Raw genomic sequence first — 20,289 nt, forward strand, 5'->3', positions numbered from 1 at the left:
CAGAGAAATTAATTTGAACAACATGGAAAGCTCTAAATAAGTGCAAATGTTTTTTTAAAAACACAATTAAGCTTAATTTGCACTACAGAAATGCACAATTGCACTAAATTTAAACAATTACTTGTACCTAACTTCGAATAAGTATTCACTATTGAATAATTGGAGCGGGAAAAGTGATTTGTGACTGGCCGACATTCGCTGGGCCGACACTCGCACGCCGGGAACCGGTCGCGGGCCCACGGGGGTCGCATTATTCAAACTGAAGTAGGTTGATTTAATTTTACATTTGAAAATTTGGAGCGGGAAACGAGATTTGTGACTGGCCGACATTCGGTCGCGAGCCCACAGGGGTCGTATTAATCAAACTGAAGTAGGTTGATTTAATTTTACATTTGAAAATTTGGAGCGGGAAACGAGATTTGTTGCTCGCCGGGAACCGGTCGCGGGCCCACAGGGGTCGTATTATTCAAACTAAGTAATTTTAATTGATTACTTAAATCATGAAAATTTGGAGCGGGAAACGAGATTCGAACTCGCGACCCCGACCTTGGCAAGGTCGTGCTCTACCAACTGAGCTATTCCCGCATAGAGTCGATGCTGTTGCATCTGATGATACTCACTACCATTTGGATTGTGATAGGAGTTTTTTTTGGAGCGGATAACGAGACTTGTAACTGGCCGACACTCGGTCGCCGGGAACCGGTCGTGACCCGTGGGGTCGCGCTTTCACACTCTGAGTATAAACCTTTCGATTCACACTAAGTTTTTTGGAGCGGGAAACGAGATTCGAACTCGCGACCCCGACCTTGGCAAGGTCGTGCTCTACCAACTGAGCTATTCCCGCATACAAAAAAAGGCACTTCGTTTTGAAGTGGTGCGCATTGTACAAAAATATTTTTATTTGGCAACCATTAATTGGATTTTTTTGTACAAACGCACCTTTCCCGCTTAAATCGTGAACACTTTCTCACGATAGTAGCGCATTTCTTCAATAGACTCTCGAATATCATCAAGGGCTAGGTGAACCCCCTTTTTATCAAATCCATCTAATACTTCTGGCTTCCATCGCTTAATCAGCTCTTTTACGCTGCTCACATCAATACTGCGGTAATGAAAGTAATCTTCTAGCTCTGGCATGTACTTCACCATAAAGCGTCTGTCTTGCCCTATAGTGTTTCCGCACAAAGGAGATTTACCGGCATCAACATAGTCAGATAAAAACGCCATCGTTTGACGGGCGGCTTCAGCTTCATTCACCGAACTGGCTCGACAACGTGCAGTAAGCCCAGTTTCACCGTGTACACGGGTGCACCACTCATCCATATTATCAAGTACATCATCAGGCTGATGCACTGCAATAACGGGGCCTTCAGCAAGCACATTTAGCTGTGCATCTGTCACTATGGTTGCAATTTCCATCACCACACAAGTCTCTGGATCGAGCCCTGTCATCTCCATATCAATCCACACTAAATTACTGTCGTGCTTTGTCATCGGCTTCCTCTTAGTACTGAGGCATGGCAACCATGCCCTACAAACGTTATTATAAGCGCAGTATACGTGAACTAGAAAAGAATCGTGGCGAAAAAACCAAAACTTACACATAGACAGAAACGCCAAGTCGCAGCTAACAGAAGCAAACGGCTGCAAGATAAGCATGGTGACAACAAGCAAACGTCAGTAGATGAAAGCCAACTGATGAGCGGCGTTGTGACGGGTCGCTTTGGCAAACATGCCGATGTTGAAGACGCCGAGGGCAATGTGTCACGGTGTCATATCCGCCGTACAGTAGACTCTGTGGTATGTGGTGATAAAGTACTATTCAGTAAAGGCGACGATGCCGACTCTGGTAGTGTACGTGGTGTTATTGAAATAGTTAACGATCGCCATTCAGTCCTCACCCGCCCCGACTTTTACGACGGCATAAAGCCCATTGCGGCTAATATCGATAAAATTATTGTGGTAAGCGCTACCCTTCCATCACTCTCTACGCACATTATCGACCGCTATTTAGTGGCTTGTGAAGACATTGGCATTACCCCTTTTATTGTTTTAAACAAAGTGGAGCTTCTTTCACAAAGCGAAAGAGAAACCATTAATGAACAATTAAAGGTTTATAACGATTTAGGTTATGAAGTGCTTTTCACCAGCTGTAAGACCGGTGAAGGTATTGATGAACTTAATGCCTATCTTGATAACAATGTAAGTGTTTTCGTAGGTCAGTCGGGTGTAGGGAAATCTAGCTTAATTAATAAAGTATTACCTGGTGCCGACATACTCACCGGGGAAGTATCAGATAACTCAGGCTTAGGCCAACACACCACCACCGCAGCCAAGCTACTGCATTTACCGGCTGGCGGTGATTTAATAGATTCTCCAGGCGTCCGAGAATTTGGCTTATGGCACATTCCTACCGAACGCATTACTTGGGGCTTTATTGAATTTAGGGATTACTTAGGTGGGTGTAAATTCCGTGACTGTAAACACCTTAACGACCCTGGCTGCATTCTTCGGGAAGCCGTAGAAGAAGGTAAGATTAATGCCGAGCGTTTTGCTAGCTACCACAAAATATTAACCACCATGGACGAGCAACGTCCGAGCCACAGCCAACCACCTGGCGCATAAGGCTTATATTTACGCTTTGTTTGGCTTGTTGAAACAGAATATAGACACGACTTCAACAAGCCCAACCTTTCTGGCTTATTCCAAGTTTGTAGCATACATAATCTTAAAGTTGCTTACGCGCTTATAAGTTAGGGTACAATTAACCTGTCTTTTTAATGGAGAGCTTTCGTGCTGGACTGGCTTAAAATAAACTTACAATACATTACCCCTAAACATTTGTTGTCTCGCCTAGTAGGCAAATTAGCGGCAGCAGAGCTTGGTGGTTTCACTACGTTTCTTATCAAGCTTTTCATCAAGCAATATAATGTTGATATGAGCGAGGCATTGCATTCAGATCCTGCGCATTATCGCAGTTTTAATGCCTTCTTTACTCGCCCACTAAAACCTGAAGCGCGCACCGTTGACCCACGAGAAGACGTGTTAATTCAAGCGGTAGATGGGGCGGTAAGTCAATTTGGCGACATTGAAGCTGACAGTATATTTCAAGCTAAAGGACACGATTACAGCCTAACCAGCTTATTAGGCGGTAAGCCAGATTTAGCGGCGCCGTTTAAAGACGGAAAATTTGCCACCATTTATTTAGCCCCTCGAGATTACCACCGCATTCATATGCCGGTAGAGGGCACGCTTACCGACATGGTTTATGTGCCTGGTGAGTTGTTTTCTGTAAACCCGCTTACCGCACAAAACATTCCAAGTTTATTTGCCCGTAACGAGCGCGTTGTGGCGTTATTCGATACGCCAGTAGGCAAAATGGCTATGGTACTAGTGGGCGCTACGATTGTTGCCAGTATAGAAACCGTTTGGGCAGGTACTGTGTCGCCGCCTACAGGTAAAAATGTACAACATTGGACTTACGAGAAAGATACCGAAGCGAGCGTACACCTTGCAAAAGGTGACGAACTAGGTCGCTTTAAACTAGGCTCTACCATTGTGGTATGTTTCGAAAAAGACATGATAGATTTTGATGCATTAGCGCCTGGGCAAATAACTCGCCTAGGTGAACCCATGGCTTTTGTTACGAACGCGCCAGTAAATACTGATGCGAGCGCTGATTTAGGCGATAACACTGGCGATGACGCAAGCGCTGATTTAGGCACGCAAGCGACAACAAGCTAGTTTATGAATGCAGTAAAACGAAGTTTGATATCACTGCACTTTACCGTTGTATTATTGGGCGGTACCGCACTTTTTTCACATTTAGTGCCCCTGAGTGCCAGTGATATTACGCTAATGCGATCGGTATTTGCCTGTATCGCATTATTTCTCTTCCTGAAATTTTCTAGCGAAAATTTGGCGCTGGCAAGCCGCAAGGATTATCTTATAGCCATAGGGCTAGGTATCTTAATGGCCTTGCACTGGGTAACCTACTTTGCGGCGATGCAATACTCTAGTGTGTCGGTGGGTATGATTGCACTATTCACGTTTCCGGTGATTACGGTACTGATAGAGCCGTTCTTCGAAAAAGTAAGCTTGGTATGGCAAGATATTGTATCTGCGCTGACCGTTATTGCAGGCGTGTATTTTATTGTGCCTGAAACGTCACTGGATAATGACATCACTTTAGGGGTGCTGATTGGCGTGGGTTCTGCGGTGCTTTACGCGTTCAGAAACCTAATACATCGAAAACACTTCAAACAATACAGTGGCGCTAAAGCCATGGCATGGCAAACCTTGGTGATTGCTATTTTCCTGCTACCTACCGGCAGTAATGAAATTGCAAATGCCCCGATGAGTGCATGGTTAATGCTTTTGCTATTAGGTACGGTTTTTACCGCGTTGCCACATGCACTCATTGCGGCAAGTTTACGGCATTTACGCGCTAAAACCTTTTCGCTGATTGCCTGTATGCAGCCTTTCTACGGGGTTATTCTTGCCGTATTGCTGCTAGATGAAAACCCCAGTGGGAGCACACTTTTAGGTGGTATTCTTATCACCTCAGCATCTATCTACGAAACCTTAAATACCCATAAGCTACACGGTAAGTCAGAAAAGGACAGCGACTAAATGCTTATTATTGCCCACAGGGGCGCGAGTACGCTTGCGCCTGAAAACACGCTTAAAGCATTTACGCTAGCCTTCGAGCAGCAATCTGATGGTATAGAATTCGACACCTACCAGCATGATGACGCCATTATAGTATTTCACGATAAAACCCTTGGGCGCACCACAAATGGTTCAGGATTTTTATTACAAACTTCACTGGCGGATTTAAAGCAGCTAGATGCTGGGGAAGGTGAAGTTATTCCTACCTTGGAAGAAGTGCTGGCTACCGTACCAGATGGTGCGCTGTGTAATATTGAAGTGAAGCACTTGCGCAATGCTGAAGCTTGGGTGCAAGACGTAAAGCGTGCAGTAGAAGATGCACAGATAAACCCAAATTCCCTACTTATTTCTTCGTTTAATCACCATTGGCTAGCCGAAATAAGCGCATTATGGCCACAGGTGGCCATTGGCGCATTAACCGCCACCTACGCACTTGATGCAACGTACTGTGCCCGTCAGCTTAAAGCGAAATCTATTAATATTGCGTTAGATGTGGTGAATGCTGATTTTGTAAATGCGGCGAAACAAGAAGGATTGGATGTGTATGTTTATACGGTAGACGAGCCAGAAGATATGCTTCAATTGAAGCTATGGGGCGTAACCGGTATTTTTACCAACGTGCCCGAAATTGCAAAGCGAGTTGTGGGTTAAGGGCTAAGGATTAAGAAGCTAAAACTTAGCGTTATTTATAAAGCTTTGGGCGTAAAGCTTGAGTTAAAAATTTACGCCGGTTGGCTTACAAAAGCGCCTATTCTACTTCGGTAGATAAGTGACTAGAAAATACCGTTTCTTTACAGCACTTACATTGACGGCACAAACGCATGTTAACCCAATGCCCCGCCACGATAAGTAGCGCACCCACAGCGATGGTGAACGGCTCATAGGCTTCACCAAACATGTTTTTGTTCCAATAAATTGCACCACCCGTAAACAGCAATGCCAACGGATAATAACGGCCATGATAGCGAGTGGCCCCGCCGATAAGTGCAACCGCACCAATAATTAACGATATAGTTAATATGGTTCGTTCAAACCAAATTTGGGCGAAAAACGAAGAACCGATAAGTGGCAATAATGGCACAACAACAGGTAACGCTAGGCAATGCAACGCACACAAGCTCGACACCCAAATGCCCAGTCTGTCTAATTTTGTTGGATTGTCTTCTACCGGATTCATTTACTGTACCTTTACAACATCAAAAACTTTAAAACACGCCACTTCACACACGCTTTAATCATATGACTTGTGTCACAGAAGCTCTTGTTATAAGCGCTTTCGTGATATCACAATAGCCGCACGTGCACTGTAGCCGCAGAATAACTCTGCAAGAGACGTTATAATATAACATTTTAAGCAAATGCGAAACTTTCCCCTATGATATTTTCAATCTTTAAAAGAACAAAATGCCATAAGTGGAGATTAGAGTCGGGAAATGGCTGATTATTAATAAAATTAAATGCCGAGGTGCGAATCACTGAAAAAGTAGAAAGGAAGAAACTTATGCTTGTTGCACGAGTAAAATTAACGAGGGCTATTCATTTGGCGCAGAGACTATTCACTTCGGCGCGGAGACTATTCATTCGGCGCGGCCGCTTCAGTTTCTAACAGCGGCTTTGTATGAACCTCTTTAACCAAAGCGTTATTGGGGATGCTATTGGGGGTATTAGCCACCTGTGTGAAATAATCGTTTACTGACGCTAAAGCAATTCCTTCGTTTGCCAGGCTAGGCAACGTGTGCGCTAAAAAGGTAATTGTTTCTGGGTAAGGATGTGCAATAACCACAACGGTGCCGTTTCGTTTGGCCAATCGTTTTGTGTATTCGAATTGCTTACTAAGCGATGCAATCGAGCGATCATTATCAAGAAATACCTGCCGGCTTGCATTCGGCACCCCCACTCTATCCGCTACCTGTTGCGCTGTAGTATTTACGCTAGTTCTGCTATCTACAAAGAAAAGTCCTTGGCGCTTTATCTCTTCCATAATGGTTTGCATGGCGGGTTCTTCAACCGTAAATGCACTGCCCATGTGATTGTTCACTCCTACTGCGTTTGGCACACTTTTAAGTGCTGCTCTTAGCGTGTGAGTAATGGCAGCAGGATACATATCGGTAGATAATCCTAAGGGCCCCATGGCTTTGCCGCTGGTCGACTGCATCGGCATGTGTAACATGACCGCGCGGCCTTGCTGCTCGGCTTTACGTGAAATTGTTTGTGCAAGAGGGGTTCGCGGTAAAATGGAAAAGGTCACTTCGCTGGGAAGCGCAAAGGCCGCCATATCTGATTTTCTGTAACCCAGATCATCAAGAATAATAATAACACGAGGCTTTACCGGGATAGTCGCTGACGCCGCAGCATGACTCGTAAAACTCGTCATTATAATTAACGATAAAACACACAGACGCCAAAGCACCTTCATCTACGTTTCTTCACTTCCATTATTGATTTTATTATTTCCACGCGCACTGCTGATATTAACAACGAGATACTAAACCGAATAAGAAATAAGTCTTATAAGAACTGAGCCAGACAACAATAGTATGGCTGCATCTCGGCTCCATTGAACCAGCATTTATGCAGCATACCAATTTACAAAAAGGAAACAAGCACTGCTCAGCCGTTCTTAGTGTGTAAAGGTTGCGTAAAGAGTGACCGCCAAGCTCAATTTCAGCTTTAATTGTCGATAAGGTTACAACGTATACTATTTATTGTGGAGTAATTATGATTTCTTCTGTTAACAGTTCAACCATGCAAGCTGGCATGCCGCCACGCCCTGAAGGCCAAGCCCTTAGCGATACACAAAAAGAATCTGTGAGCGCTATTTTGTCATCTTACGATCCAGAAAATTTATCAAGCGAAGATGCGGCTTCTATTGTAGAGCAATTCAAAGAGGCAGGTATTGAGCCAAGTAAGTCTTTGAATACGGCGTTAAGCAGTGCAGGTTTTGAAGGTAAAAATATTGCTGAATTAGCAGGAATAGGCAAACCACCGCCGCCTCCACAACAAGAAGCATCGAATTTACCAGACAATTCCACATTTTCAATAACGGTATAACCGTCAAAAATGTTTAACTCTTCACTGAGTCGTCTGCTTAAGTAGCCTGTTTATATAGCGTGCTTGACGATTAGTTAAACCAAGCGGTGGGATTTAACGCTTTTCCCTTATGGCGTATTTCAAAATACAAATTAGGGTAATCTTGTCCGCCGCTTCTTCCTACCAAAGCAATACTTTCGCCTAAAAGAATATCGTCACCAGCTTGTTTCAACAACGCTTGGTTGTGCCCATAAACACTCATGTAACCATCGCCATGATCGACAATGGCCACTAAACCAAACCCGCGAAGCCAATCGGCATAAAGTACTTTGCCCGATGCCACGCTCTTTACCGCTTCGCCTTCCGAACCATCGATAATAATGCCTTTCCAGCGCACTTGTCCTTGCCTGCGATTGCCAAAGAGTTTACGAATGTGACCTTCAACAGGCACTGACAACTTCCCCTTTAACTTGGCTAACCCATCCAGCGATACCTTAGCTCTAGCCGCAGCGCGTTCAGCAGCAATACGGGCAGCTTCAATAGCATCAAGTAACGCCTTTTCATTTGCCTGCAAGGTGGCAATTCGTCCGCTTTCACTGGCGATAGTTTTATTAAGTTTGGCTAAGGTTTGCTTTCTATCATCTTGGCGAGTGAGTAACACCCCCCGCTGACTTTCTTGTGTCTTGCGAAGGGCAAGCAAGGATTCCGCTTTTTCAGCAAGCTCTTCGGTTACCGCTTCAAGGCGAGCCACGTTGTCTCTAAATCGGGTAATTTCTTGCTGACGTGCCTTTGCCAAATATTGATAATACGTAATGACCCGTTCGAAATTACGGGCATCTTCTTGATAAAATAACATTTTGGCGTAGTCGTAATGCCCCGCCATAAACGCACTTTTCAATTGACTTGAAAGCAAGGACTGTTGCTGGCGAATAGCTTCTTTTAACCCTTCCTGCTCTTTTACAAGCACTTCTTCTTCCGCTAACACACTATTTAATTGCTGTTTGTTTTGCGCCAAGGCTTTCGCCACTTTCGCTATTTCAAGCTCTGAACGCTTGAGCACTTGCTCTAGTTCTTGTGCGCTAGCTTTGTTATTTTCTAAAACCTGCTGACGCGCTCTTAATTCAACTTGTAGTTCTGCCAGCTTCTCTTGGCTAACATCTTGCGCCTTTACGGTAGATGAGACTAAACCCATACCGAATATGACAGCAAGTAAACAGACAATTGGGCAAAATCGTTGAATAAACATAAAAAGGTAATAGCGGCCTTTGGCGGTGTATTGGTGGCAAAAACAGATTGCAGAATTCGCCTACAATCATGATGATAGTTAGCGTATCAGTGTATCTGAGGGCTAGATTAAATCCCAGTGCAATTTGGTTGTAATATCAATCCGCTATTGTACCGCACACAATTACAAGACACGCTTGACTATTGCAGGGTGGTTTCTCGCCCGTTTTTCTATATACTTTGCACTCTTTTTATGGTCTGTAGACAAGGTTAGAAGTAATGGATCAGCTAATAGCGTTTGCCAGCGATAATATTGTACTTGCTGGTGTATGGGTTGCTTTGGTGGGCATGTTGGTGTTTAGCTACATTTCAACGTTTACCTCTTCAATCAAAGAAGTTAATACACACGAAGCCACTTTGTTAATGAATAAAGACGACGCGATTATCTTTGATACTCGCGCGGCTAAAGACTTTAAAGCGGGGCACATTTTAGGTGCTAAGCAAATAAAACCAGAAGAATTGCGCGAGAAAAACTTCGCTAAGCTTGAAAACAGCAAAGATAAACCCATTATCGTTGTATGCGCTATGGGCAATCAAGCTCGTGGTACAGCCGGTGCGATGTCAAAAGCGGGCTTCACTAATGTCAAAGTCCTTAAAGGCGGCATGAACGCGTGGCAGAGTGCAAGTTTACCGATTTCAAAATAATAGGTGATCATAGTGAGTAAAGTAGAAATTTACACCAAGGGCCATTGCCCATACTGCCATCGTGCTAAAGCACTTCTCGCACAGAAAGGTGTTGAGTTTCAAGAGTACCCTATTGATGTTCAACCAGAATTGCGTGACGTAATGATTGAGCGCGCGAATGGCGGTTGGACAGTGCCACAAATTTTCATCGACGATAAGCACGTAGGTGGCTGCGATGACATGATGGCACTAGAAGCACAGCAAAAACTAAATCCTATGCTTGGGTTAGCATAACGCGTCAGCGCGTAAAGCAACGCAATACATTAAAGTAAAACGACAATTAAACAGGAAATATCATGGCTGACGATAATCAGACTACTAACGGCGCCGCAGCAGGCGACCAAGTGCAAGCCCCTCAATTCAACATTCAGCGTATCTTCACTAAAGATATCTCTTTTGAGTCGCCAAATGCGCCAGCTATTTTCACTAAAGAGTGGAAGCCAGAAATTAAGCTAGATATTGACACTAGCACCAACAAACTAGACGAAAACGTTTACGAAGTAGTGTTGTCAGTAACCGTTACCGCCACACTTGGCGAAGAAACTGCATTCTTATGTGAAGTGCAGCAAGCCGGTATTTTTGCCATTGGTGAAATGCCTGATCAGAACAAAGCGCATACGCTAGGTTCATTCTGCCCGAACATGCTTTTCCCGTATGCACGTGAAACGATTTCAAACCTTGTGAACCGTGGAACTTTCCCTCCACTAAATTTAGCGCCAGTTAACTTCGACGCTATCTTCGCTGCTTACGTTCAAAAGCGTGCACAGCAAGCCCAAGGCGAAGCGCCTAAGATGGACGCGTAAGCACCATTATGATGAACCCGAATTCGGTTTCAGTATTAGGGGCGGGGTCGTATGGCACCGCCCTTGCTTTTTGCTTAGCCAGAAATGGTAACCCTACCTTGTTGTGGGGGCGCGACGAAAAGCATATGGAAGCGCTGGCTTCAAGCAGAGAAAACGCGCGCTATTTGCCAGGTGCTACCTTTCCTGATGCGCTTAATGTAGATGCCAATTTAGAAACGGTCATTGCCACTAGCCAAGATATTCTTGTGGTAGTGCCAAGCCACGGCTTTGCGGCAATGCTTCAAAGCATTAAGCCTTTGTTGCAGCCCAACCATAGAATTATTTGGGCAACCAAAGGGCTTGAACCTAAAACCGGCAGATTGCTTCGAGAAGTTGCAGAAGAAATTCTGGGTACTGCCTATCCGCTAGCCGTATTATCTGGCCCCACATTTGCCAAAGAAATGGTGGCAGGCTTGCCTACGGCTATTTCGTTATCGTCCACTGACGAAACCTTTGCTGACGAATTTGCCGCTAAGCTACATTGCGCGAAATCGTTTAGGGTATACAAAAACCCAGACTTCACCGGCGTACAATTAGGCGGTGCAGTGAAAAACGTGATTGCCATAGGCGCTGGTTTGGCAGATGGGTTAGGTTTTGGTGCGAATGCCCGTACCGCATTGATTACTCGTGGTCTTGCAGAGCTTACTCGTCTTGGCGTGAAGCTAGGTGCTCAGCCAGAAACCTTTATGGGCATGGCTGGCCTTGGCGACTTAGTGCTCACCTGCACCGATAACCAATCACGTAACCGTCGATTTGGCTTAGCCTTAGGCCAAGGTAAATCTGTCGACACGGCGATTGAAGAAATTGGGCAAGTGGTAGAAGGCTATCGCAACACGGAAGAAGTACATGTGTTATCGCATAAAGTCGGTGTTGAGATGCCAATCTGCGAGCAGATTTACGCGGTACTTTATCACGGTAAATCGCCAAAAGAGGCCGCATTAACCTTACTGGGTCGCGATCTTAAAAACGAAGCCTGATTAAAAATTATACAAAACTGATAAAGCGCGCAGCATCAACACTGCGCGTTTTTTTATGTCTAGCGTGCGCCGTCGTAGCCTAGTTGACGCCAGCTTTCATAAACAAAAACCGATACCGCATTCGATAAATTCATACTTCTGCTGTCGGGTAGCATTGGAATACGTACTCGCTGTTCTGGCGGTAGCGCGTCAATAACATCGTCGGGCAAACCTCTGGTCTCTGGCCCAAACAATAAAGCATCGCCTTTTTTGTATTGTGCATCGCTGTGAAATGCTTTGCCTTTGGTAGTACAAGCAAAGATTCGGCTTGGCTTTTCACTTTCAATGTAAGCTTCTAATGATGCATGACGCTTAACGTGAGCAAATTCGTGGTAATCCAGCCCTGCCCTACGTACACGCTTATCGTCCCACTCAAACCCAAGAGGCTCAATCAAATGCAGCATAAAGCCGCTATTGGCGCATAAGCGGATAATATTTCCCGTATTGGGGGGAATTTCTGGCTGGTAAAGTACGATGTCTAACATGCTGGCTCACTGTCGAAATGCTAAATTGCCACGCTTTTAAATGGCGATATGACGAACGGGCGCTCATCGCCCATTAGCGTTATTTTACGCGCTTAAAAAATCAAATACAGTAGAGAGTGCAGCATCACGAATGTCGTCCGATTCGGTAAGCACCTCATGATACGCCACAGGAATAATTTCTACCTGAGCATTGGGGAACTTAGCGGCTACGCGACGTTGGCGTTTATTCTCTATAATACTGTCGCCATCTGCACTTAAAATTAACGAGCGCGTAGTAATAGCAGCCGCATTAAGTTCAATGGTATTCATCGCGGCTTGTGCTGCCCGCAACCATTCAGTGGTTACACCACCAAGTTGAATTTGGCGCTCTTCATCATAAAGCTGGCGAAATAAGCTATAGCGATTCTTACTATGCGTAAGTTTATTTAAGGCATAAGGAAATGCAATGTAAGGCGTTTGCCCAAAGAAATAACCTGACTCACGCTTTTTCATTTTATTAATACTAAGCCCTACTTTTATAAGGCTATTGGCCAACCAATTTGGTAGTGCAGGCTTAATACCGAACATCGGGGATGCGAGTACTGCTTTGTCGAATAAGCTAGGGTCTCTTAATAGGGTTAGTGCGCCAATTGCGCCGCCCATAGAATGGCAAAGTAACTGCAACTCACCCTGTTGGCGCGGCTTCACAATATCGTTTACGAAGGTGATTAAATCATCCACGTAATCGGCGAAATCCGCCACGTATCCATGTTGAGGATCGTGAGTCATACGCCCCGATAACCCTTGCCCTCGGTGATCAAGAATAAAAACTGCAAAGCCATTTTGATACAAATCGAAAATGAGTTCTTTGTATTTTAAGTAGGACTCGATACGTCCAGAACTGATCACCACCGTGGATTTGGGGGTTTCTGGTATGCACCACGCGTAATGCACATCGATGTTATCTTTACCAACAAACTCGCCAAGGGTGACAGAAGTTTGCCAAAAAGGGTTTATTTCAGTGGCAAAGGTCGAAGCTAAGTCTTGCTCTGACGTAAACGTCCAGCTCATACAGGCATATCCTAATAGAATCGTGAGGCAGTGATAACTTGAACGCTACACGGCAATGAAAATTTATGCGCGTTAAGTGTTTTCTAACTTGCGAGGGAAGGACAGTGTGACGCTTAGGCCACCTTCTTCTCTTGTCACTGCTTTTATTGCGCCATGATGCAATTCTACAGCAGCTTTTGCAATGGATAAGCCCAAACCTACCCCACCAGAAGCTCTTTCTCTGGCTAAGGTTGCACGATAAAAAGGGGCAAATACCCGTTCGCACTCTTCACTTGATAAACCTTCACCGTCGTCGCAAACGGTCACCGACCATTCGGTGTCGGTGACGGTAAACTCAACCGTTGTTAAATAGGTGCTGTGGCGGATGGCGTTACGTAGAACATTCTCAACTGCACGGCAAAGTAAAACTTGGTCTACCAGCACGGTCAGCTTGGGTATTTCATTTATATCGAGGGCTTTATTGCTATTTGCGGCTTCAAACTGACCATCAGTAAAAATATCGCGAAACAACAGAGATAAAGAATAAGATGAGAAGGTGGTTACCCCATTTTCAGCGCGGCTTAATTCCAGCAATTGGCTCACTAAAGCTTCCATACGCTCAGCCTCTCGCTCAATACGGGCCAGCGATGCTGGGTCTACATTTTGCTGATGTGCTAAACCAAGTGCCATCTGCAGTCGAGCCAAGGGAGAACGAAGCTCGTGAGATATATCGGCCAGGAGCCGTTTTTGTCCGGTCCACATTTTCTCTAACTGACCTGCCATTGAATTGAAGTCGCGACCTAGTTGACCAAGCTCATCCTGTCGCTTCTCAGTATTATCAATTCTCGCTTCCCAGTTACCAGTAGATAATGAACGCGCAGACTTCTGCAGCCGAAGAATTGGTCGTGTGAGAGATTTCGCAAACAGCCAAGATAACAACGTCGTTGTCACTAAGGCGATACAAAGAAACAATACAAAGGGAGGAGCATTTTCACCAGGCAAATCCATTTTGGCAAAGAACAAAGCAAACCTTTTACCATCACGCTCAAAGAGCATTGGCCCAGTTATTTTTAGCGCGCCCCGATTTAGTGTGATTGGTACTTTTTGATCGACGATGCGCTCTATATCTCTTCGGTCGTCTTCACGTAAAGGCGGGCCGCCAGCAGCGATCATCCGGCCTGTGTCGACATCAACTGCGATTGCTCTTCCTCTAACGGCACGTCCATTTCTATCTAGCGCTACTCTTAGCGGCGCTTGCATGGCGCGCTCGCTAGTTATGCCGCCAAGCAAACGCTCTAAATGTTGAATTTCCTGTGGAGACGCGGTGTTTACCTGAAGTTCTTCAAAGAAGAATCGACTTCCCCAAACAGCCAGTACAGCAGTAACAATGAAGGTAGCCCAGAACCACAAAAAAAGGCGCCCCACAATGGCGCGAGCAGGGTTTATTTTACGGAAAAACGTCATTGACCAGATAGCAACATATAACCCACGCCGCGGATGGTTTTAATTTTTTCGATATTACTAATAGCGGCTATTTTTTTGCGCAAGTTACTTACGTGCATATCGATACTTCTATCAAACGCTTGAAGAGATTTACCTAATACCTTCAAACTGATTTCTTCTTTCGTCACTCGGCTTCCTGTGTTTAGCATAAGCAACCGAAGTATAGAAAATTCTGTACTGGTCAAGGTCATTTCAACCTCACCGACTTTGGCGACTTGGCTACTACTACTTAAAAATAATTCATTCACAATCAAGTCTTGTTCAATAGTACCACCGCTGTGAGTCAATGACAGTCTTCGGAATATGGCTTTTATTCGCGCTACCAACTCTCTATGATTGAACGGCTTTGGCAAGTAATCGTCTGCTCCAAGCTCTAACCCTAGAATGCGGTCGTAGTCATCACCGCGCGCCGTTAGCATAAGCACGGGTGTCGCATGACTCACTCTTAACTTCTTAAGTACATCGAAACCGTCCATTTTAGGCATCATGACATCAAGCAGAATGAGGTCGTAATGACCACCTGCCGTTGCTTCTGCTAACCCTGCTTGGCCATCATTACTGACCTGAATTTGATACCCCATGCTTGATAGATAGGTGGCTAGCATGTCAGTTAGTTCATTATCATCATCGATAATAAGAATGGACTGTAAATGAAACTCTGAACTCATGTTTTTGAAACCTACGACGGCTTGATTCATCTTTCGGATACCCAAGTATAATGCATAGAGGAATGACAACGGTTAAATACTGCGCGTTGCGTTAAAAAAACTAGGAAACGCCACAAGCGACGACCTAGCCATTCCCACACACAAACGATGGAAATGATAAGCTTTGTGACCGATAGAATCTGCGCATGGTTCAAACTTTACACAAGCTTTACAATGCGTTGACTGCTTTTGGCCGCAGAGCTAGTAAGATTCTGGGGTGCGAATACAAAGGAGACGCCCGTGAAATCAATTCTCATTGCTGGGTTATTAGCGACAACTTTTAGCCTAGCCCACAGCGCAAATGCGGCCCCTCAAGGCCCCAAAATGCGTGATCATGCTCCTGGGATGGAAATGATCAAAACCTTAAGCCGCCTTTCTCTTTCTTCAGAGCAAATGGATGAGGTGAAAAAGCTTGTTACCGCGTTTAAAGCCAATCATGAACGCCCAGACGCCTCGTCGGAGCACCCAGATAAGCCCGACCTCGCTACCCTTTCAGAAAGTGAAATTCGTAGCCTTGTTGAAACCAGGATACTGAAACAACAATCGCGTCATTTTGCTATTGCAGAACTTCGCAGTGAGATTTACAACCTGCTTTCAGCGTCGCAACGTAACATGCTAACCGAGTTTGAAGCTAAACGAGAAGCCAAACGAGAAGTCGCGCACGGTGGGAAAAGAAATACTGTCAGAAGCGCTATGCGAGGCCAGCCGCCAAGAGGACCTCGCCTGCCGTTTAAAGAACTGCAACTGACTGACGAGCAGTTAGTATCACTTGAAACCTTAAACGCCACTTTTCGTGAAACCCGCTTTCAACATAAAGTCACAATGGATGCACTCAGAAACGCTGAGCAAGCCCTTGTGCGAAGTGGCAATTTCTCCGAATCTGCATGGGATGCACTTTATGCTGAATATAAAGATGATCTCGTTAATGCAGCAATAGAAAACATGACTCATAAACAAGCCACGTTTGCAGTGCTTACCGACGCACAGCAAGCCGAGGTATTGGAGAAGCGCGAAAACGTAGACGCGCTTCGCCGTTTGTTTAGCGATAATTAAGACTACTCGCTAGAAAAAGATAACAACTTGGAACGTAAGCAAAGACGCAAACTTTAGTTTGCGTCTTTTTTTTGTACTGGCGAAACGATGTCATATAAGTGAACTGCCGATTCTGCGCCTTCAACCTTTAATACACTCACTTCATCACCTAAATGGGTAATAGCAAACTGCCCATTCTCTACCGGCAACATCACGCTCTTAGTTGGCGATAGAAGTACCGGCAACGACTGCTGTTTGTATAACTGAAAGCTATCGCCTTCGCGAATACCTTGGGCAATACCTAAATCGACAATCAACTGCTGGTTACTGGTATTAACCACCCGCGCAAAGGTAGGCTCGCAGGTAATGGCGGCAGAAATATCGGTTAGCGCAGCATTTACGGTGTTTAATACCATTCGCCCGTACTCGCTACGCCAAAATAAGCTGTTATTGGTATCCACTTGGTAGCTGTTTTCAAACTCCCAATCTGCTTCACTGTGATAACTGTCGTTATAAATGATACGTTGCCTGAAGGTATCTAGCACGAACACTTGAAGGGTAAAGTTGCGCCTAACCGCCACCTCGTCGCTGTCGAAAAAGGACTCACTTTGTGCTATTTGCTCAAACAAGCTTACATCTTTAATGTAGCCGAATAGTGCGAACTGCTGACCATAGGTATCGCGTAAGTAAGTCGATTTTTGTTGTAACTCTACGCCTGAGAGTGCTTCGGCAGACCACATATCGGCGCTAGCCATGGCTTGTGATATCTGCATGACATTAGGTGTATCCGCGGTATTTTTCAGTTGCTGCGCAAATCGTTGTGTAATGTGTTTACCAATATTATAAATACCGCCTGTGGCCGCCTGTCGTGAGTCGAGTAGGGCAAAATGAGTCACCAGTAAGCGCTTTTGAAAGCGATTGGGTTCACAATCAAACAAGGGGGTTAAATTGACATTCACCACTACCGATAGCACATTATCTTGAACACTTTCGCTAATGATTTCGACTCGCTGTATTCGGCCTGCGGTACGAAGCTCTGCTTTGCTGCTGAGTATTAACCCATCGATTAGAACATCTTCGGCGGCAATAACACTTCCGCTCTTATAAGACGCATCCGCGATAGCATTTTTAATCACCGTAGGGCGCACAGAATCTAAGTCGGCACCGGTAAAATTAAGACTTGCTTCACCTTGTACCCATATGGCCATGGCCGTGCCATGCCACATAGTTATTATTGCTATACCTAGACGAAGATAGCCTTTCATGCTTTTCACCTACTAACCGAATATTGCGAACAATTTATCTATCACAGAGCGCTCTTGATTCTCTTGCAAATCCCCAGTGCCGCTATATTCAATGAGTGCATTACCCACTTTTGAAGACACCACGGTATTGCTTTCATCAACATCTTGCTTGCGTACTTCACCTGAAAAACGAATATATTCTTTTCCTTTATTCATGGTTATCCATTTTTCCCCTGTGACCAGCAAGTTTCCTGCTGGCGTAATAGCGGTGACATAAACGGTAATGCTGCCTTGCAATGAGTTTGACTGGCTTGATTGTGCCGAACTGGTAAATTCGCTGTCCTGTTCATGGTCTACTTCAAGGTCATCGCCTTCAATTTGAATTCCCCCTACCCGCACAGTTAAAGGTTCTATATCAAAGGTGCTGTTTTTATCTTGGTTGTAATCAAGTGACTTCTCAGACTGGGTGGTCTCATCCAGCTTTATTAAAATCATATCGCCCACTTTGTACTGGCTGTGGCGCTGGTACAGCCCCATGGCAAGCTCCGGATTAAACAAAGAGCCGCTAGGAATACGAACTTGTTCAACAGAATACGCCCGCGGCGGCGCATAAGTAGGATCGCCCGGAGCAGGTTCATCAGAGGTGGGCGATATAGCGCGCTGCTCTACTTTTGGATTAGTTGGACTGCTTGCCACCACTTCTTCTTCATGTGAAACCGTTTGGGCACAGCCGGTCATTGTAAAGATTAGGGCAAGAAACACTTTCTGGCATCGAATTTTCATAATGTGCTCTGAAGGAAATAAAAAATAACGTTGATTAAGTGCCATCCATGACCCGAACAGGAGCAAGTTTAAACGAATAATTTCAACACGAAATACGTTCTTTAGTAACTTTGCAAAACCTTTACAAAACAATGACATGCCTGCGGGTATGGGGAAGTTATGGCCATTGAAACATCTACACAAGGCACAATAAATTCGTTGCTTTCAGCAGTGCCATTAGCGGGGGAAAATTCCACCTCGAATACGGCAGAGGAAGCGGCAACTACTAGCCAGTCTTTGCCGTCTATGTTTGCCGCTTTGTTGTCAAATGAAGAAGCCAGCAATGACGACACGTCAGAAACGACAGATTCACAAAGCAGCACTACCACAAGTCAATTTGATACCAGCTTGTTGTCGAACCTTGTCACCGATGACGCTATTAGTCTAATGCAAAACCAATTGCTTGGTGCGCTACAAAATAATGTCTTCGCGGCACTTACTGCGGCAGCATCAACGTCTTCTACCGACACTGCAACACAAGCATCAAGCAGCGCTGCCACTTCAACTACCACTTCAACTTCTGTTGAAGCAGCAACGACTGCAACCGAAACAACCTCGATGTTCGATAACATGATGACATCGGCATTCGGTGAGGACGGACTGGGGCTGCAAGACGGATTCGACGCGCTCAACATTGTGAACCATTTGCCGGTAGTGTCTGATATTTATGAGGCGACGACATCAAGCCATATTGCAGCGGCATCCAGTATGGCAGGCAGCTTCTTATATGGCGGACTCGGTGGTTTGCTTTATAACGCCGTCGACCTAACCGTAGAGGGGCTTACCGGTAAGAGTATCTCAAATAATTTATGGGATGCGGGCAAACAAATAATTAATGGCAATGCCACCACTGAAAGCACAGGTGAAAATAGCCTAATGATAGATGCGGCCGATGGCGAGACATCATCAACACCTGCTAGTGACGTTTATGAATTTGTACGTCGACAAGCTGGGGGCTAAGGGGTTACGCAAACTTTGGGGAGGTAACGTACGAGAGCTATAAGCGGCGGTTAGCGCCGCCACGCTTAAAAATTGGGTTTGATTGGTTTGTATTCAGACGATAAGAAAAGCGGAGATGTTACCATTAAATCGGCGGTGGCTGGTGTACATGCCACTGGCACATTCCACACTGAACATAATCGCAATAGTGCGCGAACATCAGGATCGTGAGGCGCTGCATTTAATGGATCCCAAAAGAAAAACAGCGCATCAAGCCTGTTTTCAGCGATTAATGCACCAATTTGCTGATCGCCGCCAAGTGGTCCACTTTTAAACCGTTTTACTTCTAATCCAGTTTCGTCACTGATGAGCCCGCCCGTAGTGCCAGTTGCCACTAGGTCACATTGCTTCATTATTTCGATGTGATTATGTACCCATGCAAGTAATTCGGGCTTTTTATGATCGTGAGCCACCAGCGCAACGGTAAGTTTACTCATACTTAGAAATTCCACCTGTCGATTGTTTAACCATGCTTAATCTGTATCATCGCCGATTTATGCGATAATTAGTATAAATATTCAGTTTTATACACTCAATTGTCAACATTATGTCATATCTCAGTGGCTACTATAGGTAAAACTCTTACCCATCTGTTTATTGGTATATCTGTAGCGCTCAAGACCAAAAATATTTATACATTTTTATTGCATAAATATTCCATATAAGTAAACTAGTCGACGGTTAAGGCATCCATCCCATTTTTAGGGTTGATACAGACACAGGAAGCACTGATGACACAACCAACTCTCGTTCGTGGTAGTAATACTGGGAACGTCAATGAGTTAACCACTCCCCTGGATAGCTGCACATTGCATTGCTTGCGACGACGAATGTCTGCGATTATGCTTTTTCGGTAGCACACTTTTTACCTTTGTAATGTGGTAGCGGTTAGGCAATGCATTTCGCCAAATCAGTTTACAAAGGTAAAAAGTGATTTTTTT

The 20,289-nt window shown here is 44.9% G+C and carries 22 protein-coding genes and 2 tRNA genes; 11 read left to right on the forward strand and 13 right to left on the reverse strand.

Annotation, left to right across the window (positions count from 1 at the left end):
* Positions 1-509 precede the first annotated feature (509 nt).
* From C7Y69_RS12385 to orn, 3 genes are all read right to left on the reverse strand, one after another.
* A tRNA-Gly gene (locus tag C7Y69_RS12385) sits at positions 510-585 on the reverse strand.
* 183 nt (positions 586-768) lie between these two features.
* Positions 769-844 (reverse strand) — tRNA-Gly (locus C7Y69_RS12390).
* Between the two features lie 104 nt (positions 845-948).
* The gene (gene orn / locus C7Y69_RS12395; RefSeq protein ID WP_013785622.1) at positions 949-1,494 is read right to left on the reverse strand and encodes an oligoribonuclease; all 546 of its coding nucleotides are present in this window, start codon (positions 1,492-1,494) and stop codon (positions 949-951) included.
* 84 nt (positions 1,495-1,578) lie between these two features.
* On the opposite strand from orn, the gene rsgA reads away from it, so the two are divergent.
* From rsgA to C7Y69_RS12415, 4 genes are all read left to right on the forward strand, one after another.
* Positions 1,579-2,625 carry a small ribosomal subunit biogenesis GTPase RsgA gene (gene rsgA, locus C7Y69_RS12400; protein WP_126872918.1) on the forward strand — a complete coding sequence of 349 codons (1,047 nt, stop codon included), beginning with the start codon at positions 1,579-1,581 and terminating at the stop codon, positions 2,623-2,625.
* Between the two features lie 168 nt (positions 2,626-2,793).
* The gene (gene asd / locus C7Y69_RS12405) at positions 2,794-3,744 is read left to right on the forward strand and encodes an archaetidylserine decarboxylase (protein ID WP_126872919.1); all 951 of its coding nucleotides are present in this window, start codon (positions 2,794-2,796) and stop codon (positions 3,742-3,744) included.
* A gap of 3 nt (positions 3,745-3,747) precedes the next feature.
* On the forward strand, positions 3,748-4,632 hold the full coding sequence (locus C7Y69_RS12410) for a DMT family transporter (RefSeq protein ID WP_126872920.1): 885 nt from the start codon (positions 3,748-3,750) through the stop codon (positions 4,630-4,632).
* Positions 4,633-5,322 carry a glycerophosphodiester phosphodiesterase gene (locus C7Y69_RS12415; protein ID WP_126872921.1) on the forward strand — a complete coding sequence of 230 codons (690 nt, stop codon included), beginning with the start codon at positions 4,633-4,635 and terminating at the stop codon, positions 5,320-5,322.
* A gap of 97 nt (positions 5,323-5,419) precedes the next feature.
* On the opposite strand, the gene C7Y69_RS12420 is transcribed toward C7Y69_RS12415, so the two are convergent.
* Both C7Y69_RS12420 and C7Y69_RS12425 read right to left on the reverse strand, forming a co-directional pair.
* Positions 5,420-5,848 (reverse strand): MerC domain-containing protein, encoded by a 429-nt coding sequence (locus tag C7Y69_RS12420; RefSeq protein ID WP_126872922.1) that lies wholly within the window; start codon positions 5,846-5,848, stop codon positions 5,420-5,422.
* 396 nt (positions 5,849-6,244) lie between these two features.
* A complete protein-coding gene (locus tag C7Y69_RS12425) occupies positions 6,245-7,045 on the reverse strand; it encodes a divergent polysaccharide deacetylase family protein (RefSeq protein ID WP_260563508.1) in 801 nt (266 codons plus the stop codon).
* 344 nt (positions 7,046-7,389) lie between these two features.
* On the opposite strand from C7Y69_RS12425, the gene C7Y69_RS12430 reads away from it, so the two are divergent.
* A complete protein-coding gene (locus C7Y69_RS12430) occupies positions 7,390-7,722 on the forward strand; it encodes a hypothetical protein (protein ID WP_013785629.1) in 333 nt (110 codons plus the stop codon).
* A gap of 70 nt (positions 7,723-7,792) precedes the next feature.
* Here the strand turns inward: C7Y69_RS12430 and C7Y69_RS12435 are convergent, their stop codons facing one another.
* Positions 7,793-8,893 (reverse strand): murein hydrolase activator EnvC family protein, encoded by a 1,101-nt coding sequence (locus C7Y69_RS12435; RefSeq protein WP_409513431.1) that lies wholly within the window; start codon positions 8,891-8,893, stop codon positions 7,793-7,795.
* Between the two features lie 311 nt (positions 8,894-9,204).
* Here C7Y69_RS12435 and C7Y69_RS12440 point away from each other — a divergent pair, with 311 nt between their 5' ends.
* The 4 genes from C7Y69_RS12440 to gpsA all read left to right on the forward strand — a co-directional run bounded on the left by C7Y69_RS12440 (position 9,205) and on the right by gpsA (position 11,488).
* Positions 9,205-9,630 carry a rhodanese-like domain-containing protein gene (locus tag C7Y69_RS12440; protein ID WP_013785631.1) on the forward strand — a complete coding sequence of 142 codons (426 nt, stop codon included), beginning with the start codon at positions 9,205-9,207 and terminating at the stop codon, positions 9,628-9,630.
* A gap of 12 nt (positions 9,631-9,642) precedes the next feature.
* Positions 9,643-9,903, forward strand: coding sequence for a glutaredoxin 3 (gene grxC, locus C7Y69_RS12445; protein ID WP_013785632.1), 261 nt, complete (start codon positions 9,643-9,645; stop codon positions 9,901-9,903).
* A gap of 62 nt (positions 9,904-9,965) precedes the next feature.
* Positions 9,966-10,472: a protein-export chaperone SecB gene (gene secB / locus C7Y69_RS12450; protein WP_126872925.1), complete on the forward strand. Its 507-nt coding sequence runs from the start codon at positions 9,966-9,968 to the stop codon at positions 10,470-10,472.
* 11 nt (positions 10,473-10,483) lie between these two features.
* Positions 10,484-11,488 carry an NAD(P)H-dependent glycerol-3-phosphate dehydrogenase gene (gene gpsA, locus C7Y69_RS12455; protein WP_013785634.1) on the forward strand — a complete coding sequence of 335 codons (1,005 nt, stop codon included), beginning with the start codon at positions 10,484-10,486 and terminating at the stop codon, positions 11,486-11,488.
* A gap of 59 nt (positions 11,489-11,547) precedes the next feature.
* On the opposite strand, the gene trmL is transcribed toward gpsA, so the two are convergent.
* The 4 genes from trmL to C7Y69_RS12475 form a co-directional block, all read right to left on the reverse strand.
* The gene (trmL, locus tag C7Y69_RS12460; RefSeq protein ID WP_126872927.1) at positions 11,548-12,012 is read right to left on the reverse strand and encodes a tRNA (uridine(34)/cytosine(34)/5-carboxymethylaminomethyluridine(34)-2'-O)-methyltransferase TrmL; all 465 of its coding nucleotides are present in this window, start codon (positions 12,010-12,012) and stop codon (positions 11,548-11,550) included.
* 84 nt (positions 12,013-12,096) lie between these two features.
* Positions 12,097-13,062: an alpha/beta fold hydrolase gene (locus C7Y69_RS12465; RefSeq protein ID WP_126872928.1), complete on the reverse strand. Its 966-nt coding sequence runs from the start codon at positions 13,060-13,062 to the stop codon at positions 12,097-12,099.
* A 72-nt stretch (positions 13,063-13,134) separates the two neighbouring features.
* Positions 13,135-14,451: an ATP-binding protein gene (locus C7Y69_RS12470; RefSeq protein WP_232363150.1), complete on the reverse strand. Its 1,317-nt coding sequence runs from the start codon at positions 14,449-14,451 to the stop codon at positions 13,135-13,137.
* 50 nt (positions 14,452-14,501) lie between these two features.
* Positions 14,502-15,242 (reverse strand): response regulator transcription factor, encoded by a 741-nt coding sequence (locus C7Y69_RS12475; RefSeq protein ID WP_013785638.1) that lies wholly within the window; start codon positions 15,240-15,242, stop codon positions 14,502-14,504.
* 249 nt (positions 15,243-15,491) lie between these two features.
* Between C7Y69_RS12475 and C7Y69_RS12480 the strand changes: the two genes are divergently transcribed.
* Positions 15,492-16,304 carry a Spy/CpxP family protein refolding chaperone gene (locus C7Y69_RS12480; protein WP_126872930.1) on the forward strand — a complete coding sequence of 271 codons (813 nt, stop codon included), beginning with the start codon at positions 15,492-15,494 and terminating at the stop codon, positions 16,302-16,304.
* A 53-nt stretch (positions 16,305-16,357) separates the two neighbouring features.
* On the opposite strand, the gene C7Y69_RS12485 is transcribed toward C7Y69_RS12480, so the two are convergent.
* Positions 16,358-17,548 carry a flagella assembly protein FlgT middle domain-containing protein gene (locus C7Y69_RS12485; RefSeq protein WP_126872931.1) on the reverse strand — a complete coding sequence of 397 codons (1,191 nt, stop codon included), beginning with the start codon at positions 17,546-17,548 and terminating at the stop codon, positions 16,358-16,360.
* A 12-nt stretch (positions 17,549-17,560) separates the two neighbouring features.
* A complete protein-coding gene (locus C7Y69_RS12490) occupies positions 17,561-18,310 on the reverse strand; it encodes a flagellar basal body L-ring protein FlgH (protein WP_041453066.1) in 750 nt (249 codons plus the stop codon).
* A 159-nt stretch (positions 18,311-18,469) separates the two neighbouring features.
* Here C7Y69_RS12490 and C7Y69_RS12495 point away from each other — a divergent pair, with 159 nt between their 5' ends.
* Positions 18,470-19,309 carry a hypothetical protein gene (locus tag C7Y69_RS12495; RefSeq protein ID WP_013785642.1) on the forward strand — a complete coding sequence of 280 codons (840 nt, stop codon included), beginning with the start codon at positions 18,470-18,472 and terminating at the stop codon, positions 19,307-19,309.
* A gap of 65 nt (positions 19,310-19,374) precedes the next feature.
* Here C7Y69_RS12495 and C7Y69_RS12500 read toward each other — a convergent pair whose 3' ends face one another.
* Positions 19,375-19,785: a methylglyoxal synthase gene (locus C7Y69_RS12500; protein WP_013785643.1), complete on the reverse strand. Its 411-nt coding sequence runs from the start codon at positions 19,783-19,785 to the stop codon at positions 19,375-19,377.
* Positions 19,786-20,289: the final 504 nt, after the last annotated feature.

Source organism: Alteromonas sp. KS69, assembly GCF_003989595.1.
In the GTDB taxonomy this organism is placed as follows: domain Bacteria; phylum Pseudomonadota; class Gammaproteobacteria; order Enterobacterales; family Alteromonadaceae; genus Alteromonas; species Alteromonas naphthalenivorans.

Coding starts and splice junctions, on each gene's coding strand:
- orn (WP_013785622.1), bottom strand. CDS start 1,494: ATGACAAAGCACGACAGTAATTTAGTGTGGATTGATATGGAGATGACA.
- C7Y69_RS12410 (WP_126872920.1), top strand. CDS start 3,748: ATGAATGCAGTAAAACGAAGTTTGATATCACTGCACTTTACCGTTGTA.
- C7Y69_RS12415 (WP_126872921.1), top strand. CDS start 4,633: ATGCTTATTATTGCCCACAGGGGCGCGAGTACGCTTGCGCCTGAAAAC.
- C7Y69_RS12420 (WP_126872922.1), bottom strand. CDS start 5,848: ATGAATCCGGTAGAAGACAATCCAACAAAATTAGACAGACTGGGCATT.
- C7Y69_RS12425 (WP_260563508.1), bottom strand. CDS start 7,045: ATGACGAGTTTTACGAGTCATGCTGCGGCGTCAGCGACTATCCCGGTA.
- C7Y69_RS12430 (WP_013785629.1), top strand. CDS start 7,390: ATGATTTCTTCTGTTAACAGTTCAACCATGCAAGCTGGCATGCCGCCA.
- C7Y69_RS12435 (WP_409513431.1), bottom strand. CDS start 8,893: ATGGGTTTAGTCTCATCTACCGTAAAGGCGCAAGATGTTAGCCAAGAG.
- C7Y69_RS12440 (WP_013785631.1), top strand. CDS start 9,205: ATGGATCAGCTAATAGCGTTTGCCAGCGATAATATTGTACTTGCTGGT.
- secB (WP_126872925.1), top strand. CDS start 9,966: ATGGCTGACGATAATCAGACTACTAACGGCGCCGCAGCAGGCGACCAA.
- gpsA (WP_013785634.1), top strand. CDS start 10,484: ATGAACCCGAATTCGGTTTCAGTATTAGGGGCGGGGTCGTATGGCACC.
- trmL (WP_126872927.1), bottom strand. CDS start 12,012: ATGTTAGACATCGTACTTTACCAGCCAGAAATTCCCCCCAATACGGGA.
- C7Y69_RS12465 (WP_126872928.1), bottom strand. CDS start 13,062: ATGAGCTGGACGTTTACGTCAGAGCAAGACTTAGCTTCGACCTTTGCC.
- C7Y69_RS12475 (WP_013785638.1), bottom strand. CDS start 15,242: ATGAATCAAGCCGTCGTAGGTTTCAAAAACATGAGTTCAGAGTTTCAT.
- C7Y69_RS12485 (WP_126872931.1), bottom strand. CDS start 17,548: ATGAAAGGCTATCTTCGTCTAGGTATAGCAATAATAACTATGTGGCAT.
- C7Y69_RS12490 (WP_041453066.1), bottom strand. CDS start 18,310: ATGAAAATTCGATGCCAGAAAGTGTTTCTTGCCCTAATCTTTACAATG.
- C7Y69_RS12495 (WP_013785642.1), top strand. CDS start 18,470: ATGGCCATTGAAACATCTACACAAGGCACAATAAATTCGTTGCTTTCA.
- C7Y69_RS12500 (WP_013785643.1), bottom strand. CDS start 19,785: ATGAGTAAACTTACCGTTGCGCTGGTGGCTCACGATCATAAAAAGCCC.